18 protein-coding genes are annotated in these 17,629 nt (G+C 58.8%); 7 read left to right on the top strand and 11 right to left on the bottom strand.

What is annotated here, in order from left to right; genetic code table 11:
* Positions 1 to 53 precede the first annotated feature (53 nt).
* On the top strand, positions 54 to 542 hold the full coding sequence (locus tag SynSYN20_RS13300) for a DUF2062 domain-containing protein (RefSeq protein WP_186524053.1): 489 nt from the start codon (positions 54 to 56) through the stop codon (positions 540 to 542).
* Here SynSYN20_RS13300 and SynSYN20_RS13305 read toward each other — a convergent pair.
* Complete coding sequence (locus SynSYN20_RS13305; protein ID WP_186524054.1) at positions 508 to 1,986, bottom strand: YdiU family protein; 1,479 nt, start codon at positions 1,984 to 1,986, stop codon at positions 508 to 510. The genes SynSYN20_RS13300 and SynSYN20_RS13305 overlap by 35 nt on opposite strands.
* The gene (locus SynSYN20_RS13310; protein WP_186524055.1) at positions 1,983 to 4,319 is read right to left on the bottom strand and encodes a bifunctional (p)ppGpp synthetase/guanosine-3',5'-bis(diphosphate) 3'-pyrophosphohydrolase; all 2,337 of its coding nucleotides are present in this window, start codon (positions 4,317 to 4,319) and stop codon (positions 1,983 to 1,985) included. The genes SynSYN20_RS13305 and SynSYN20_RS13310 overlap by 4 nt, the downstream gene beginning before the upstream one ends.
* Before the next feature lie 55 nt (positions 4,320 to 4,374).
* On the opposite strand from SynSYN20_RS13310, the gene SynSYN20_RS13315 reads away from it, so the two are divergent.
* The 5 genes from SynSYN20_RS13315 to SynSYN20_RS13335 all read left to right on the top strand — a co-directional run bounded on the left by SynSYN20_RS13315 (position 4,375) and on the right by SynSYN20_RS13335 (position 8,488).
* Positions 4,375 to 5,988, top strand: a complete 1,614-nt coding sequence (locus SynSYN20_RS13315) for an ABC transporter ATP-binding protein (RefSeq protein ID WP_186524056.1) — start codon at positions 4,375 to 4,377, stop codon at positions 5,986 to 5,988.
* Positions 5,985 to 6,215 (top strand): hypothetical protein, encoded by a 231-nt coding sequence (locus SynSYN20_RS13320; RefSeq protein ID WP_186524057.1) that lies wholly within the window; start codon positions 5,985 to 5,987, stop codon positions 6,213 to 6,215. The genes SynSYN20_RS13315 and SynSYN20_RS13320 overlap by 4 nt, the downstream gene beginning before the upstream one ends.
* A gap of 95 nt (positions 6,216 to 6,310) precedes the next feature.
* Complete coding sequence (locus SynSYN20_RS13325; protein ID WP_186524058.1) at positions 6,311 to 6,523, top strand: response regulator transcription factor; 213 nt, start codon at positions 6,311 to 6,313, stop codon at positions 6,521 to 6,523.
* Positions 6,524 to 6,679: a response regulator transcription factor gene (locus SynSYN20_RS13330; protein ID WP_186524059.1), complete on the top strand. Its 156-nt coding sequence runs from the start codon at positions 6,524 to 6,526 to the stop codon at positions 6,677 to 6,679.
* A gap of 186 nt (positions 6,680 to 6,865) precedes the next feature.
* The gene (locus SynSYN20_RS13335) at positions 6,866 to 8,488 is read left to right on the top strand and encodes a cellulose binding domain-containing protein (RefSeq protein ID WP_186524060.1); all 1,623 of its coding nucleotides are present in this window, start codon (positions 6,866 to 6,868) and stop codon (positions 8,486 to 8,488) included.
* On the opposite strand, the gene SynSYN20_RS13340 is transcribed toward SynSYN20_RS13335, so the two are convergent.
* From SynSYN20_RS13340 to SynSYN20_RS13350, 3 genes are read right to left on the bottom strand one after another with little or no spacing between them, the layout of a single operon-like run.
* Positions 8,485 to 9,489, bottom strand: a complete 1,005-nt coding sequence (locus SynSYN20_RS13340) for an RluA family pseudouridine synthase (RefSeq protein WP_186524061.1) — start codon at positions 9,487 to 9,489, stop codon at positions 8,485 to 8,487. The genes SynSYN20_RS13335 and SynSYN20_RS13340 overlap by 4 nt on opposite strands.
* Complete coding sequence (gene ylqF / locus SynSYN20_RS13345; protein ID WP_186525661.1) at positions 9,486 to 10,364, bottom strand: ribosome biogenesis GTPase YlqF; 879 nt, start codon at positions 10,362 to 10,364, stop codon at positions 9,486 to 9,488. Before ylqF ends, SynSYN20_RS13340 begins: the two co-directional genes overlap by 4 nt.
* Positions 10,361 to 10,744, bottom strand: a complete 384-nt coding sequence (locus SynSYN20_RS13350) for a universal stress protein (protein WP_186524062.1) — start codon at positions 10,742 to 10,744, stop codon at positions 10,361 to 10,363. The genes ylqF and SynSYN20_RS13350 overlap by 4 nt, the downstream gene beginning before the upstream one ends.
* Positions 10,745 to 10,834: 90 nt before the next feature.
* Here SynSYN20_RS13350 and pgk point away from each other — a divergent pair, with 90 nt between their 5' ends.
* Complete coding sequence (gene pgk, locus SynSYN20_RS13355; RefSeq protein WP_186524063.1) at positions 10,835 to 12,043, top strand: phosphoglycerate kinase; 1,209 nt, start codon at positions 10,835 to 10,837, stop codon at positions 12,041 to 12,043.
* 30 nt (positions 12,044 to 12,073) lie between these two features.
* Here pgk and SynSYN20_RS13360 read toward each other — a convergent pair whose 3' ends face one another.
* The 6 genes from SynSYN20_RS13360 to SynSYN20_RS13385 form a co-directional block, all read right to left on the bottom strand.
* A complete protein-coding gene (locus SynSYN20_RS13360; protein ID WP_186524064.1) occupies positions 12,074 to 12,496 on the bottom strand; it encodes a hypothetical protein in 423 nt (140 codons plus the stop codon).
* 96 nt (positions 12,497 to 12,592) lie between these two features.
* Complete coding sequence (locus SynSYN20_RS13365) at positions 12,593 to 13,141, bottom strand: HupE/UreJ family protein (RefSeq protein WP_186524065.1); 549 nt, start codon at positions 13,139 to 13,141, stop codon at positions 12,593 to 12,595.
* On the bottom strand, positions 13,141 to 13,749 hold the full coding sequence (locus SynSYN20_RS13370; RefSeq protein ID WP_186524066.1) for a HupE/UreJ family protein: 609 nt from the start codon (positions 13,747 to 13,749) through the stop codon (positions 13,141 to 13,143). The genes SynSYN20_RS13365 and SynSYN20_RS13370 overlap by 1 nt, the downstream gene beginning before the upstream one ends.
* A 1-nt stretch (position 13,750) precedes the next feature.
* Positions 13,751 to 14,767, bottom strand: coding sequence for a HupE/UreJ family protein (locus SynSYN20_RS13375; protein WP_255476279.1), 1,017 nt, complete (start codon positions 14,765 to 14,767; stop codon positions 13,751 to 13,753).
* Between the two features lie 2 nt (positions 14,768 to 14,769).
* A complete protein-coding gene (locus SynSYN20_RS13380) occupies positions 14,770 to 15,624 on the bottom strand; it encodes a peptidyl-prolyl cis-trans isomerase (protein ID WP_186524067.1) in 855 nt (284 codons plus the stop codon).
* A complete protein-coding gene (locus SynSYN20_RS13385; RefSeq protein ID WP_255476280.1) occupies positions 15,624 to 17,540 on the bottom strand; it encodes a DUF3604 domain-containing protein in 1,917 nt (638 codons plus the stop codon). The genes SynSYN20_RS13380 and SynSYN20_RS13385 overlap by 1 nt, the downstream gene beginning before the upstream one ends.
* Positions 17,541 to 17,629: the final 89 nt, after the last annotated feature.

The raw sequence follows: 17,629 nt of genomic DNA on the forward strand, positions 1-17,629 counted from the left end.
TCCTTCCTACGATCCCGAAGCTTCCTCAGCCGCACCGGCGGCAAGCAGTTTCGATGAAGCGGTTGCGGAACAACTTGCAGCGACGCTTGAACCGATGGCTGCAATGGATCTGGCAGCAGGAGGGAACCCCTGGCCAACGCGCCCGAGGACTGGCAGCAGGCGTGTTTTGCGGCTGCTTTCCCTTCTTTGGATTCCAGACCCTGCTGGGAATTGGCTTGGCCAGCGTGGTGCGCGGCAACCATTTGCTCGCCGCCGCAGGCACCTGGATCAGCAACCCATTCACCTACGTGCCGCTGTTTTGGTTCAACTACCGCTTAGGAGCACTGCTCATCGGTGAAGGCGCTGGCTGGCCAGGGCTCAACACTCTCAATCAAGAGCTGCTCGCCGCGGCGGGGTGGGATGTGATGAGCCGTCTCTTGCTTGGCTCAGGCATAACCGGAGCTGTGTTTGGCGCCTTGAGCTGGTGGCTCACCCTTCGCTGCCTCCAGCCCCAAAGAGCCGGCAGCATCAACCCTCGTCATCGAAAGCGCAGTCGGAGATAAGCCATCCTTGAAGCGGCCGCCAATCGTCGTCTTGATCGATGGGCTTCCAAAGCGATTCGATCAAAGGCCGAGTAGGCGTCTGGCTCAAGTTCCAGCGCCTCAACCGCTCAGAAACTGAGGCGACCGGCTCAGAACCAGACGCTGCTCTGGCCTGGGTTTGCCACCACCAGGCGTCACGCCAGTTTTGCCACAGCTCCCTGGCAGGTGCCGAACAATCGGGCAACACAACAGGCAAGCCGTCAGGTTCCTGGGGTAGGCCAGCGGATTGAACAAGCGAAGCCAGACCCGCAAAAAAATCTCCATAGCCCACGGGCCAGCTCGCGATTAACTCCAGCGTTGCGCTCACCAAGCGCTCATCACTGTCCAGATCAGGATTAGGCGTCAATCCCAATCGCCTCAACAGGCAGAAGCGATAGTGATTTTGATAAGTGCTTGCATAGCGCTCAAGCGACTGTTCCATCGGCGGCCGAGGCAGCAACATTGCCAACGGGTTTTGGAGAAGCTGCAAATTCTTTCGACAGATGGCTGGCTGACGCCCATAGGAGTACAGGCCGGTGTGATCGAAATAAGCCGCCGTGAAGCTCGGATCCCAACGTTCTAAGAAAGCAAACGGTCCGTAGTCAAAGCTTTCACCCGCGAGAGACATGTTGTCGGTGTTGAGCACGCCATGCACAAAACCTGCTGCCATCCACTCAGCTGCCAAGCGAGCCACCCGCTCCACCAGCTCCCCATAAAACGCGAGCAGCTGATGCTCCAGGGCCAGGCGATCTCCATCAGGCGCTGGATGGGCTACCGCAACATCGGGGTAATACACAGCCACCACATGGCGCAGCAAGCGCTCCAACCCTTGGGGATCACGCAAATACAGCAGCCGTTCACAGCTCCCGAAACGCAGATGGGTGCGTGCCATCCGAACCATTACCGCACTTCGCGTCGGCGATGGTTCATCACTCCGCCAAAGCTCCTCACCGGTTTCGATCAACGACAACGTACGGCTCGTGGTCACACCAAGACGCTGCAACGCCTCGGAGGCGATCAGTTCGCGCACCCCTCCTTTCAAGGTGAGGCGTCCATCCCCACCACGACTCCAAGGCGTGGTGCCACTCCCCTTGCTGCCAAGGTCTTGCAGCTGGCCGGTTCGATCACGCAGCTGGCCGTAGAGGAAGCCGCGGCCATCGCCAAGCTGGGGGTTGTAAGTACCAAACTGGTAGCCGTGATACCGGAGAGCAAGCAGAGGAACGCGCTCTTCAAAACGGCCATAGGCTCCCTCGAAGTCTTGATCCGACACACCATCTGGCTCCACCCCCAGTTGACGCAGCAATGCGTCATTGCGAAAGCGCAGCTGAGTGCGAGGAAACACTGCAGCCTCCACCACATCCCAGTAAGCCCCACCCAAACCCTCAATTGAGGGTTCGAATGGCAAGGCCAAAAGCGGATTGCTCAACTCTGACCAGTACGCGCGATGTCGATCACATCGGCCATCGAGCGGATCTGGTCCATGGTGCGCTGCAACTGCACTGCACTTCCCAGTTCCACCATCAAATCGATCCGGGCCGGCTTGCCATAGGCCGTTCTCACCTGTGCATCACTGACATTGATCGAACCATCGGACAAGCGCATCAGGATGTCTTTCAAAATTCCAACGCGATCAATCACCTCAATGCGCAGGTGAGCAGGGAATCGAGACCCGGCTTCTTGCAGCGATGGATTCCATCGCACAGGCAAGCGACGTTCCGTCGGGATCGCTTCCAGATTGGCGCAGTCTTGACGATGGATGGTGATGCCGTGATTACCAAGCGCCACAGCACCCAAGATCGGTTCTCCTGGAAGCGGACTACAACATCCACCAAGGCGATGATCCAAGCCTTCAACACCAAGGATGGGCGCCGTTCCTGCAGACGTAAGTTCACGATGGAGCGCTTGCTCGGACTGCTTGACCAGTTGCTTGGCAACATCCTCATTGCTAAGAGGTGCCTCCACCGCAGCCGTTTGCAGACGAATTTCTTCGCGCAGACGATTGAGCACCTGATGCAGCGTTAAAGCACCGAACCCAAGGCCAGCAAGCAGATCTTCCGTGGTTTGTAAGTTGCAGCGCTCAGCCACCCTGAGCATCGCTTCACTACCAAGCAGAGCATCAAAACCACTACGACCAAGCTCGCGTTCAAGCAGCTCTTTACCGCGATCGATCGTCTCATCACGATGGCTGCGTTTGTACCACTGCCGAATGCGATTTCGTGCCGTTGGAGTGGCTACAAAATTGAGCCAATCCAAACTTGGATGGGCATTTTTTGTGGTGAGAATATCAATGAAGTCACCATTTTGAAGCGGAGTTGACAAGGGCAAAAGCCGATCATTAATCCTCACGCCATGGCAATGATTTCCTACCTCAGAGTGAATGCGAAAGGCAAAATCAACCGCAGTTGAGCCCTTACGAAGTCCCACTACATCGCCCTTAGGCGTGAACACAAACACCTCTTCATCAAATAAATCTTCCTTGATCGAAGCCAGGTAGTCGTTGTGATCATCGGCGCCTCCCTCCTGCTGCCAATCCACAAGCTGACGCAGCCAGTTGAAACGCTCCGTATCACCACCGGTTGCGGGGGATCCACCCTCTTTGTATTTCCAGTGCGCGGCAATGCCGAACTCCGAGACCTGATGCATCTCCCAGGTGCGAATCTGCACCTCGATCGGACGATGGCGTCCGATGACAGCGGTGTGAAGGGATTGATAGCCATTGGGCTTAGGCAGCCCGATGTAGTCCTTGAACCGGCCAGGGATCGGCCTAAAGGTGTCATGGACAACGGCCAAAGCGCGATAACAGCTCTCCACATTCGGCGTAAGGATCCGCAACGCAGCCACGTCGTAGATCTCGTGAAACTCTTTCTGCTGGCGCTGCATCTTGGTCCAGATGCCATAGAGATGTTTCGGGCGACCACTCACCTCACAGCTGTTGAGACCAACAGCAGCCAAACGATCACAAAGCAACTGAACCGTGACGGAGAGGCGCTCTTCGCGCTCGCTGCGCTTGGTTGAGACCTCCTGCTGCATTTCCCGGAAGGCCTCGGGCTCCAGCAACTTGAACGAGAGATCTTCGAGTTCCCATTTGAAGCGACCAATCCCCAAGCGATTGGCAAGCGGCGCGTAGATCTCACGCGTTTCCCTGGCGATGCGCTGTCGCTTCTCTTCTTTGAGCGCCCCGATCGTGCGCATGTTGTGCAGACGGTCCGCCAGCTTCACCAACACCACACGAATATCACTGGCCATCGCCAGAAACATCTTGCGCAGATTCTCTGCTTGGGCCTCCGTGCGATTGGTGAAATGAAGGCCTCCCAACTTGGTGACGCCTTCGACCAACTCACGCACCTCAGGTCCGAAATGGCTTTCGAGCTGATCTGGTGTCACGTCGGTGTCTTCCACCACATCGTGGAGGAAACCCGCTGCAATCACGCTGGCGCTCGCCCCGATATCCCGCAGCAGGTCCGCCACGGCCACCGGATGCACGATGTAAGGGTCACCACTGGCGCGGAACTGCCCCTCATGCAGCTGAAACGCAAAATCAAAAGCAGCCGCTAATAGGGCCTCTGGATCGGTCGGACAACTGTGTCCGATTCCAGGAGGAACGTGAATCAAACATTGCTGCAGCCACTCGGGAAGCTCGATGCCGTAGCCATCAGGCGAGCGAAGCGGACGTTCGCGTAATGCCGTCAAACCGCAGGCCGCAGGAGTTGATCCAGACTGGGTCTGGGAGGGATCGGGTGCAGAGGTTGCCTTGAGCATCCAACCCGGCGGGTGCATCCATGGTATGTAGGCATGAGGCTTCTTGCTTTCTTTCATGCCCAACGCGCCAGGAACGGTTCTGACGCTGAATCAGTTGCGTCTGCGCTACCCAGGAAGTGAGTCCTGGACGCTGGATGGATTGGATCTCAGCTTGAAATCAGGAGATCGCTTGGCACTTGTTGGGCCATCTGGATGCGGGAAAAGCACCGTGGCGCGAGCCGCCTTGCAGCTCTTACCTCCAGGGAGCTGCTGCGAAGGAGACCTTTTACTCAATGGTCAAGATCCACGCCGTCTGAGCCGACCTGCCCTACGCGCCCTGCGCGGGGAAGCGGTAGGCCTGGTGTTTCAAGACCCGATGACTCGGCTCAATCCACTGATGACCGTGGGTGGCCACCTCCTCGATACCTTCGCCGCTCACCGGCCAGCGATGGGGTATCAAGAGCGGAAAGACCGTGCTGAAAGCCTGCTGGAACAGGTGGGCATCGGGGGCGAGCGCTTTCGGGCCTATCCCCATGAATTCAGTGGTGGCATGCGCCAGCGCTTAGCGATCGCGCTGGCCATTGCCCTCGCGCCACCGCTGGTCATCGCCGACGAGCCAACCACCAGCCTTGATGTTGCGGTAGCAGGGCAGGTGATGGCGGTGCTGCGCGGTCTCTGCGAAGAGCTGGGAAGCGCCCTCCTGCTCATCACCCATGACTTGGCCATGGCCAACCGCTGGTGTGAAGACATGGCGGTGCTGGATGGGGGCCGTCTTGTGGAACAAAACAGCAGCGCTCAAGTGCTCACCCATCCCCGATCCGACATCGGCAAGCGGCTCGTCAAAGCGGCCAGGGCCAGAGAAGGAGGCGATACGCCGGAAACACCTGACGGCACAGCCGTCCTGCGAGTGGAAGGATTGCGCTGCTGGCACAACCTCGGAGGAGCTCCCTGGTCTCCCAACTGGCTAAAAGCGGTGGATGGCGTGAGCTTCAGCTTGCAATCCGGTGAATCGCTGGGCGTAGTGGGCGGCTCTGGCTGCGGGAAAAGCACTCTTTGTCGCGCCTTGATGGGGCTCACCCCGATTCGGGGAGGCGACGTTTGGCTGCAAACACAAAACCTGCTCCAACTGCGCGGCAGCGCTGAACGACAAGCAAGACGCACCATTCAGATGGTGTTTCAAGACCCGCTGGCCTGCCTAAATCCAGCCCTCAGCGTCGCCGACGCCATCGCAGACCCTCTGCTGATCCATGGTCTCGCCTCTCGGGCAGCAGCTCGAGAACGGGCACGGGAGCTTCTGGAGCTTGTGGGATTGTCACCAGCGGATCATTTTCAAAACCGACTACCGAAGCAACTCTCTGGTGGACAGCAACAACGCGTCGCCATCGCTCGCGCCTTGGCGCTGCGCCCGCAGGTGCTGATCTGCGACGAAAGCGTGAGCATGCTCGATGCGGAGATCCAAGCTGAAGTGCTCTCATTGCTGAGACGTTTGCAGCAAGACCTAGGTCTGGCGATGATTTTCGTCACCCATGACCTATCAGTGGCGAGTGGCTTCTGCCATCGGGTGATCGTGCTGGATCGAGGGCAGGTTGTGGAAGAAGGTCCTGGAGATCAGTTGCTTCGCCACCCAGAAGCGGCCATTACCCGCACATTGGTAGAAGCCTGTCCGCTACTGCCAACCAGCAGCCCATGAGCAACAGCCAGCGCCCTCTCAGCGATGCCAAGAGGGTCTTACGCATTAAGGCGTTAATCCATTACACCGATGTTGTGGTGTGCATGTACCCCTTCGCCTTCATGTTCCAGGAACTGGCGAAGGTGATCGGGATGGACAGCCCTAAAAGCAGACATTTTCTCCGCAAGACACGAGACCCTGAGCGTTCTGAAGCAGGCCCAGTCACCGCATCTGGTGTTGATCTCTGAGCAACTGAATAATGGATCAGGACTCGATCTCCTCCGAGAGATCAAACGTTTGAATCCTGGTCATCGCTGCATCGTGGTGCTCAACCAAAAAAAGCGTGAGCGCCCAACGGTTGGCACGCCAATTGCATGCGGATGCCTGCATTGATGAGACCAGCCTCCAAGAGCGCACGGGAGCACTGATCGAAGCGCTTGAGGCCGTTCAAGGCGGCAAGACCTACCTGGATCCAAGACTTCAAGACCTCAAGCCGTCCGTCCACCCCGCTGATGTCCAGCCGCTCTCGGAACGACAGCACGAAATTTTGCGCTGAATGGCGGAAGGGCTCAGCAATCGCGACATTGGTGAGCGACTCAACATCACGCCGAATACCGTTCGCGATCACCTCAGCGAAGTGATGCGTCGGCTAGAAGTCTCCAATCGCACCAGCGCCGTCTCAACGGCATTCCATCTGGGTTTGCTTCCTTAACCCAAATCACTGTTGAGCAAACCATCCATTTGAAGGATGGTCATTCGGCTCGAATGGGACGGAAATGGGGAAGCCACAGCCACCCATCTCTGCCCTGAAAACATTCAGACACAGGTTCTGCTTTTGGAGTAAGAACTTGGTTGGAATTCAGAGCTCAGATGACATCGTTCCCCCATATCGAGAACCATGACATCCACAAATTCCCTGCGAGCCTCCATCAGCGGTGAGCGCTGGTGGGGAGGCTTCACAGCCGAAATAACGCTTACCAACACATCCACACAAGACCTTTCGAGCTGGAGCTACAGCTTTGACAGCCCCCACCTCCTCAACACAGCTCCTTGGGGGGCCGAGATCAGTGCAGTTCTGCTCGACAACGGGCTAACGCGCTACACCCTGACCGGAGAAGACTGGGGAGAACGAATTCCGGCAGGAGAGTCGGTCACCGTTGGATTCAATGGCACCCAAGGCACTGAGCTAGGCAATGAGGGCGAGCTTTCGGCGGCCATGCTCTTCGCCTCAGACAGCGGGGAAGCCGTGATGTCTCAAGCAAGTGAAGAGAGCGCTGAGAGTTCAAACACGACGGCTGAGCCAATGGTGACGCAACAGGGCATGGGGGATGACGGGATGCACCAAGGCCACACCATGCAGCCCACCACCGTGAGTGGAAGCGGCGGTGGCTTCACAGACATCAACACCTGGGGATCGTTTCATGGCTCCAATCACAACTCCGAGCAGAACGAACTTGTGGGAGGACGAACAGCCATCACCACCGAAGCACTGCTCGCCTACAACGGTCTCAGAGATTTCGCCGGGTTAGCCCCAGCCAGCATCGAAACTGTTGGCTCCTGGGCTTTTGAAAATGGGCTCACCAATAACAGCCAGCCCGGGGGCAACGATCTGCAAGGGGTTGGGCTGTGGTTTGCCATGCAGGGAGCCAAGGTGGGCTGGATCTCCGATGCGTCCTACGACCCGCAAATTCTGGCCGACATTCAACGCACGGCCCGCTTAGGCAGCAGTGGCGACGTCATGCAGATGATTGAGGAGTTTGGCCATGAAGGGTTTGCCAACTATCTAACAACCAATCAACTCGAAGAACATTTCATCAATACCCTCAAAATGGAACCGCACTATGGCGGCTGGATGCATGGACGCACCCACGGCTTTCGTGACATCGAAGGCGTAGCGATTGCCCACGATATTCATCATTTAACAGTCTTGGGGTGGGATCAGAATGAACCCTTTATGAATGACACCTTTGACTGGCCCCAATGGCCTGCTCTCGATGTGAGTGACAACACAGTGATCAACTATTACCAAGGAATTGTTGCGCTAGAAGATCCACTCTCAGAGAACCTAGAAAATCTTTCTGGAGCCGCAACATCGCTTGACTCAACTGCTTCAGAGCCTTCCCCGAGCGCCTCACGATCTGATCCCGAAACCGTGCAATTCGATCCCCTCACTGGCGCCCCCCTGGAGGTTCAGGTGAGTGGAGATCTTTGGGAGGGTGGCTTCACCGCCTCGATGAACGTGACCAATCAAAGCGATCAATCATTAGACGACTGGGGGGTGAGTTTCATCAGCGCTCATCAGTTTTACGGGGAATCCTGGGGGGTTGATATCTCCACGCAAGATCTTGGAGACGGCCTTTACCGCTACGAGCTCACAGGTGCTGATTGGGCGCAATCACTCGCTGCTGGTCAAGCCATGACTGTGGGTTTCAATGCGTTGAGCGGAGAGGACCTCAGCGGGGATTCGTCTCTCACATCCGAACTGCTGATGGCCCCTGGCACAGAGCTAGCGCTCCTCTAAGCACTCCTTTTCCGCAGCACGTTCAACAGTTTCTCCATCACAGGAGGCGTTGGGGCTTCAAACAACATCCGCTCTTTCGTAATCGGATGATCGAGGCCCAACTGAAAGGCATGCAGGGCTTGCCCAGGAAGCTCCACCGGCAGTTTCCTGCAACGGCTGTAGGTGATATCTCCCACCACGGGGTGATTGATGTGGGCGCAATGCACGCGGATCTGGTGCGTGCGTCCCGTATCGAGCTTGAAGCGCAACAACGAGTAATCGCCGAGTCGCTCTTGGAGGGTCCAGTGCGTGCGCGCGTAGCGACCGCTTTCATCACTCACCACCGCATATTTTTTGCGATCCACAGGATGACGTCCGATCGCGCCAAGGATCGTTCCCGACTCTCCTTGCGGCACCCCATGCACCACAGCCAGGTACTCGCGTGAGGCAATCCGTTGTTGGATCTGCGCCTGCAGACGCACCAACGCCTCCTGAGATTTCGCCACCACGATGCAGCCCGTCGTGTCTTTATCGAGGCGATGGACCACACCAGGCCGTAATTTGCCGCTGATTCCAGGTAAGTCCTGGCAGTGATGCAGGAGACCATTCACCAGGGTTCCATCTTTATTTCCAGGGGCCGGGTGCACGGTCAACCCGGCTGGCTTGTTGATCACAATCAAGTGCTCGTCTTCAAAGAGCACATCGAGATCCATCGGCTCGGGCTTGAGGTATGGCAGCGGTTCTGGCGGTGGCATCCAGAGCTGCACCTGATCTCCCTCGCGTAGCGGTGTTTTCGCCTTCCCCGTCTTGCCATTCACGCGCACGTATCCGGCATCAATAAACTTTTGAATTCGAGACCGGCTTTGCTCAGACCGCTGACTCACCAGCCAGCGATCCAGCCGCATCGGAAGGGGCTTGGGATAGGTGAGGGTGACAAGTTCTCCTTCCCCCTCTCCAAACCCATCCGTAAACACTTCCTCAGGCAAAGGGGGGCGCACAAACCCTTGGCCTTGAACGCTCAAGACTCCCCCTGATCCGGTAATTCCAGAGCGATCGCCCCCAACAACGAACGTCGAAAATCATCCAGCAAACGCTGTGCCATTCGTGCCGTATCCCCAGAGGTATGGCGTTCGGCCGTTGCCTCCAGCCAAAACGCTGGATCAGCCGTAAGCCCAGCCACTGGGGTTCCATAACGCTGCTCCAAAACCGACAGCACAACCCCGGAAGCCTCCCGTCCTTGCGCATCAATCAAGATTCTCAAGAACGCCTGGGCCACCAACTCGCCGTCGTAGGCCGCTTGGCCGATGTCATCACAGAGGGCGAGATGCAACGCCGCCCGTTGATCATCCAAACGAGGTGGCAAGACGCCAGGGGCATCGAGCAAATCCAAGTCCTGACCAAGCCGCACCCAGCGCAAGGTGCGCGTCACACCGGCCCGGCGGGCACTCGCTACCACCTTTTTCTTGACCAGCCGATTGATCAAGGCCGACTTGCCCACATTGGGAAAGCCGAGGGTGAGGGCGCGCACCGCCCGCGGGCGCATCCCCCGAGTCTTCCGCCTCTCATTGAGCTGATTTCCAGCCCGAATTGCTGCCTGCTGCACCAGCTTCACTCCAGTACCGGCCTTGGCATCACACCAAACCGTGCGCTGCCCCTGCGCCTTGAACCACTGATCCCAGGCCTCCCATGCCGCAGTCGTGACCATGTCGCGTCGATTGATCACCAGCAAATGCTGCTTCCCTTTCAACCAACGGTCGAGATGGGGGTGTCCGGTGGCAAGAGGGATGCGGGCATCACGCACCTCAATCACCAAATCCACCTTGTCGAGGTTTCGCTTGAGCTGCTGTTCCGCCTTAGCAATGTGCCCTGGATACCACTGAATCGGAGGTGTTTTCACGGCACCACCAAAACTGGACAAGGCGCGAGCTGAATCACCCGCGCTGCCGTGCTGCCGCTCTCGGCTTCAAGATTCACGCCGCGGGTGCCCATCACAATCACATCCACATTCAACTCGTCTGCCACGTCGCAAATCACAAACGCTGGCATCCCCTCACGCTCCACCACCTCACAGGACACCCCGACCTGCTCAAAACGGGCTTGAGTTTCGGCCAATAACGTTGCCACCACTGCATGGTCATGCATCTCGGGGCGCTCGGACTGAACCACGGACAACAGGATCAGCCTGCTGTTGTGACTGCGTGCCAAGTCCAGGGCTTTGGTCGCCGCTTCCACTGCTTCTCGGCTGTGATCAAGCGGAAATAAGACGGTTTCAAACATTGGGCCACCTCCGGTAGTACCCCTCTTTTGCAGTGCTAGCGCGTAATCGGGTTAATCTCGCCCCGATTTCACACCTCACGACATAACCACATGGCGAAGCGTTCCCTGGCAAAACTGAATACCGGCGACTTGAGCGGAAAACGCGTTCTTGTGCGGGTCGATTTCAACGTGCCTCTGAACGACGCCGGTGCGATCACTGACGACACGCGCATTCGTGCAGCACTGCCAACGATCAATGATCTGATCGGCAAAGGCGCCAAGGTGATCCTGGCGGCTCACTTCGGCCGCCCCAAGGGTCAGGTGAACGACGCGATGCGCCTCACCCCAGTGGCCGCACGGTTAAGCGAGCTGCTCAGCAAGCCTGTGACCAAAACCGACAGCTGCATCGGACCGGACGCCGAAGCCAAGGTGAACGCCATGGCCAACGGCGATGTGGTTCTGCTCGAGAACGTGCGCTTCTTCGCGGAAGAAGAAAAGAATGATCCCGCCTTCGCTGAGAAGCTCGCCGGCCTCGCCGACGTTTATGTGAACGACGCCTTTGGTGCCGCTCACCGCGCCCATGCCTCCACACAAGGCGTGACCAAGTTCCTCAAGCCTTCCGTGGCTGGCTTCTTGATGGAGAAGGAACTTCAGTACCTCCAGGGTGCGGTGGATGAGCCCAAGCGTCCTTTGGCAGCGATCGTTGGCGGCTCCAAGGTGAGCAGCAAGATCGGCGTCCTTGAAGCCTTGATCGACAAGTGCGACAAGGTGCTGATCGGCGGCGGCATGATCTTCACCTTCTACAAAGCTCGCGGCCTGGCTGTCGGCAAGAGCCTTGTGGAAGAGGACAAGCTGGAACTGGCCAAGGAATTGGAAGCCAAAGCAAAAGCCAAAGGCGTTGAGCTGCTGCTCCCCACCGATGTGTTGCTTGCCGACAACTTCGCTCCTGATGCCAACAGCCAAGTGGCAGACGTCACAGCGATTCCCGACGGCTGGATGGGACTCGACATCGGTCCTGATGCCATCAAGGTGTTCCAAGCAGCCCTGGCTGATTGCAAGACCGTGATCTGGAATGGCCCCATGGGCGTGTTCGAGTTCGACAAGTTCGCAGCAGGAACCAACGCCATCGCCACAACCCTGGCTGAACTCAGCGGCAAAGGCTGCTGCACGATTATTGGCGGTGGTGACTCCGTGGCCGCTGTTGAGAAAGCAGGCCTGGCTGAAAAGATGTCTCACATCTCCACCGGTGGTGGCGCCAGCCTCGAGCTCCTGGAAGGCAAGGTGCTTCCCGGCGTCGCCGCACTGGACGACGCTGCTTGATTCAAGCTGCAACACCAAACAGCTGATCGATCAGCTGAATTCAGGGCCGTTCCAATGGGAGCGGCCTTTTTTTTGAACTCCTCGCCGTTCAGGCCTAGGCGGTAGTCCCAATCGCTGGCGCTCGGCCTTCATGGCAGCGCGTGCCTCCCGAAACAGTTCGCGGCGACCTTGGCGTTGCTCCTGTTTACACAGCCGAAAGGCGTCGATGGTGGTGGCCGATTGAAGACAGCGTTGCTTGGCCGCCAACAACTCCTTTTGCTGGTCAATACTGCTCAACTCCCAGCGGCGCCGTGCCTCAAACAGCTGCTGCATTTGCGCATCCGTGAGCGTTGATCGAGCCGCGCGCGCCTTCATTGGAGACTCAGCCCATCCTGTGGCGGGATGAAGAGCGGCGGCGGCAAACGCGGCACAAGGGATGACCAGATAACGCTTCCAAGGCTTCGGCGTAACCATGGGAATCATTCACAGAACGCACTCATGCTGAAAGCAAGCTTCCGTTGAAATCTGACCCACATGGGGCTCATGCATGACCGGATCTAACTGATCCAATCAGCCTTTGAGCCATAAACCCAACGAGAGCAGACCGGCTGCAGCAATCCAACTGCCCATCACCCGCACCGCGATTTTGACCGCTGGGCTTCGCATCACCACCACCTGGCCGCTGATCAGCACCGACAGCACAGCCACGGCAGTCACCACCCCGAGCATGTCGAGCGAGACCCCCTGGCGAACAGCCGGCATGGTGAAGCCATTCACCACACCAAACAACAAGCCAAAGCTGGTGACCAGCGAAGCGAACACAGCAGAACGGAGCTTCTGGGCGAGGGCCACCAACACCCCCACCACAGTCACCATCAACGTGGTGATGAGGCTCAGCGTGTGATCCAGGCCCCAAAGTTGGCCAACCGAACCACCGAGCCACCAGCTCACAGGCAACAGAGCAAACAGTAAACGCCCTCCAGCTGCACCCTGCTGACCCGCCAACAGGGCCAGACCAAGCACCAGCAAGACATCCGCTGGAGTGATCAGGAGATGGGCGATGCCGTCATAAAAGCCACCGAAACCGGTCTCCATGAGATGGGCAAAAAGCAATGGCATCAGGAACCTCCGAGCTGCATTAAGGACCACACCCCCACCACGGCGATCACCCCCCCACAAGCCCGCTGCACCCCCCGGCCCCAGGGGAAGCGAGCTAGTTCACCGAGAGCAATACCCACCAAGTGCAGCAAGCCAGTCGCCACAACAAAAGCGAGGCTGAACAGCAGAGCATCCGCTCCATCGGGCAACTCCAGGCCATGGGCATAGCCATGAAAGAGGGCGAACAGCCCCACCAACCCGGCAGCGACCATCAAGGGCAAACGCTGCTGAAGCATCACCATCACCCCGAGCACCAATGCAGACAGAGCAATTCCCGTTTCCACACCCGGCAGGGGTAAACCCACCATTCCGGCCAAGCCGCCGAAGGCCATCACCATCGGGAAGGCCACGGGCAACAACCAAACGGCTGGCATCCCCAGGACAGCCCCCCAAAGACCAACAGCCACCATCGCCACCACATGATCCAATCCGGTGACGGGATGTAGTAGTCCAGCCATCACGCTGCCGGCGCCTCCTTCGGCGACATGGGCCTGCGCCGCCGGTGCCATCACCAAGGCCACCAGCGCTAACAGCACAAACCCATGCTTGAACAGCCTCCGCTGAGCCATCTCAAGCACCTCCACTGAGCATCGCCAGGGTGGTCTCGATCGTCCAATAGGCACCAGCACAGCCGATCGCCCAGGCCGGCAGGCGCTGCATCCAAAGCGGCCAGCGGATCTGCACCTGCCGGAAGCTGCGCTGCAGGCCCAGCACCAGCACCACAAAGACATCTTGGCCAATCTCAATCCCTACGTTGAACAGCAGCAACGCCAGCAGCAGCTCATGGTGCGGGAGCCCCAGGTCCGCTAGCCCCCGGGCATATCCAAACCCGTGCAGAAGACCAAAAGCGCAGGCCAGAAGCCAGGGATGGCGCAGGGTGATGCTGGTGCGCCCGCGCCGAAAGCGGACCACTTCCGTGCCCATGAACAGGATCGAAAGGGCAATCGCAGCATTGAGAGGTGCCGCCGGAATCTGCACGATCCCCACCGCTGAAACCGACAAGGTGATGCTGTTGGCGAGCGTGAAGGCTGTGACCGTTTTCAGCAGCATCCAACCATCGCGCACGATCAGCACGAGACCGAGCAGTAACAACAGGTGATCGCCCCCCAGCAGGATGTGCTCGATCCCGAGACGCAAATAAGACCACGCCCCTGGTTGGGCATAAGCCTCGGAGGCAGTTGGAATCACAGCCGAGGGCCGTTCCGGCTGAATCAATAGGGTCTGGGGAGAGTCCGACTGCCATGCCTTCACCCGCAGCAGCACCTCGGTGCCGGCTCCTGCCAAGCCATCGATGCTGATGGAGCGTCCCTCGAGGGGCTCTCGGCAACGGAGCTGAGCGCGATACACCAAAGCCCGAGCCTCTCGCCTTGTGGCCCAATCGCCGTTGAGGGCGCAGTCGTCCGGGAAGCGAGGCGCAATCGGCAGTTCCTGACCCTGGAGCAAGGGCAACTTCCAGAGCATCTGGTAGTTGCTGGGCCCGCTGGCCTCGAGCTCCAGGAAGCCAGGGAAGAGGTCGTGAGCGGTCGCCCAACGCGGCAGCAGCAACGCCGCAACCACTAATAGGGGAAGCAGAAAGCAACGCACCATGATCAGGGCTGGGGCATGCGCACGGTGTATTTCGCCAGCAGCTGGCGGTACAGCTCCTCCTGCTGGTCTTGACGCTGGTCAGCCTGCCAATCGCGTTGAACCGCATCACGCACCTGCTCCAGAGGCGGAAGCGCCCCTGGCTTCACAGCCGACACCCGCACAAGATGCATCCCATAGGCGGAGGGGATGGGCCCGACCCAACTGCCGCGCGGTTGCTCAAGCAAGGCATCGGTGAAGGTGGAGCCGAATTGGGCCACGAGTTCACTGCGACGTTCTTCGCTCCAACGGCTCTCAATCATCGCCAGAGGGTCGCCAAGGGCAGAGGCGTTCAAGCCTTGGCCATTGCTATTGAGCTGGGCTTTGAAAGCTGCGGCGTCACGATTCAAGCGGTCACCGCGGCGGGCAGGGTCAAGAAACACCTGTTCAAAACTCACCAGCGGTTCACTGCGAAAGCGATCGGCATGGGCCATGAGATGGCCCTGCAACTCTTGATTGCTCGCCAGCGACAGCTTGAGCTCTCCCTCGTTCACAAACTCCATCTTCTGGCGCAGACGGCGGCGCACGATCGTGTCGTTGCGATCAAGACCGAGAGCCGTCGCCTCCCGCACCAGCACCTCAGTGCGCACATGATCGTCAAACAGTCGCTGCAATTCCTCCTGGGAGGGAGGCCGTTGCCAGGTGCGCACGAACGCCTTCACCATCGTGGCCGCCTGCTCATCACTGACAACTATCTCCGCCGAGCCCTGACTCCCGCCAGGGCTCCAAAACGCCTGCAACCCGAACAGGGCAGCACCCACCATCAGGAAAGGGATTATGGGTTCCTTCAAGAGAAGGTGCAGGCGTTCGCGCCAGGACATCAGGCCGGGTTGTACCAAATAGGGCTGGTGTAGGCCCGTTCCTGACTGGTGTAGGGAGCCTTGTCCGGCATCTCGTCGTAAAGGTTGAAATTCTTGCGGTCGTAGGCCAACCAGGTGGGTGTGGGGATTTCGAGCACACGCACGTAATAGAACGCCTTTTGGCTGGGATCGAAGGAGGGATCGGTCCAATGGGCCGTGAGGTTGGTGGCGCCAATGGTGTTGGTGTAGGTCGCCTCGCGCACGTTCACGCTGCTTCCAACCGAGGGGACCTTGCCGTCGGCGCCGCGGGTGCGCTGGTCGGCGTCACTCCAAGAAACATCGAACACCTGCTCGTGGGTCTGACCAGACGCATCCAGCCAGCCTTTCACGATCTGAATGCGATCAAGGTTGGCGCCATCTGGATCTTTGCGGGCCTGGATGAGGAAGGAGGGGACCTGCCCCTCGGCAGCCGCCATCAGATCACCACCCATGGGAACCCCCTTGGCACAGGCGGACTTCGCCCAGTCCGCGGATTTGATCTCCTCACCGGTGTAGTCGTAGCCGCCGTACACCCGCGCGGTCAGGCGGGTGCCGCTAGTCCCGAAGACTTCCTTGCGGGCCATGGCATCCCAAAGCGCCGTCCGGCTGTTACCCGAGGCCCACACTCCAGCCAAACCGGATGCCCCGAGCTGAAGAGCGGTGAGGTCGAGGGACGCATCTTTCGACGACTTGATCAACACATCTTTCCAGCGCTCCGGGCTGGGCTCAAGGGCAGGAGATTTGCCCCACCAGTTGTCTTCTGCTGTGGAGGGAAGGCTGGAGTGCGAATCGGTGGAGCCGATCAAACCAAACTTGAACGGATTCACCCCAAGCTCCTGTTCGAGCTGCAGACCCCGCCGCAGGGCCTCTCGGGCGTACTCGTAGGGAATCATCTCCGGCGTCGTCGGCTTGATCCCACCGAGGTTGGAATTATCGACGATGTTGAAGTTGGCGAACTCATCCTCCGGCGAGAGCAGTGGATGGGTCTCACCGGTGCCCTTCGCCTGCGTCACCTCGGTGATCGGCTCAAAGCGTTGACGCATGCGGGCGTAGTCCGCATCGATCGCCATCCGGCTCTTCTGGTGCTGCGGCAAGAACATCGTGCCGCTGGAGAGATTCCCGTTATGGGGAATGGCCAGCACCCGACCGCCGAGCTGCGACTCATAGGCCGCCATGAACGCCCACAGATCCTCGACATCTTCCGAATCGAAAGCGGAGAACGGCAAGATCTTGTCCGTCAGGGCTTTGTCGTCGCGGAAGATCACGACGCGGTGGAGATTGCCTCCGCCGGGCTGACTGGTCCACTCGTAGCCAATCAGGCTGGTGAAGGTACCGGGATTGTTGTAGCGCTCAGCCACCGTGTTGTTCATCTCCCAGACGCTGGTCAAGTAGGCGTCATTGGAGACGAGAGCCTCAGACCCCTTGGCCATCCACTGCACAAGCAGATAAAAGGCCTCACGGCCCTTGCCTGCCTTGAGCAAATCGTGAAGTTGCTGGCCTAACGACGACTTGAGCAGTTCCGGATTGGATGCTTCTAATCCCTGCGCAAGACCGAGATTCTCGGAGTGGTCGGCGACCACCAGGAAATCGAGGGGGCGCTTAAGGGCCGCCTGCTGACCAGAATTACTCGTGACCGTTTCGCCGCGGGCAAAGCGGTACGCCTCGTCGAGCCCGAGCTTGGTGCCCGCCAAACCCGCGTCCGGCGACAGAGCTGTGTGCAGGTGGGTGTCCCCAAAGAAGGGACGGTTGCCAATGGCGCACTGGGCATCTGGCCCCGTCTGTGCCGACGCATTCGCTTTGCTCTCCAATGGAGAGATTGGCCCATTGGCGCAGGAGGCGAGCCCAGGCAGCAGGGCAATCACGCCAGTGAGCGCTAAGGAGCGAAGTCGTCTGGCCACAAAGTCCCTCATTGAACTGTTAAGACAGCCTCTTCAAAAACGGCGCCATTTCCAACCAAGAACAGACTCAACGCCACTGGATCTCGCAC

This window comes from Synechococcus sp. SYN20 (genome assembly GCF_014279555.1).
Taxonomy (GTDB): Bacteria; Cyanobacteriota; Cyanobacteriia; order PCC-6307; family Cyanobiaceae; genus Synechococcus_C.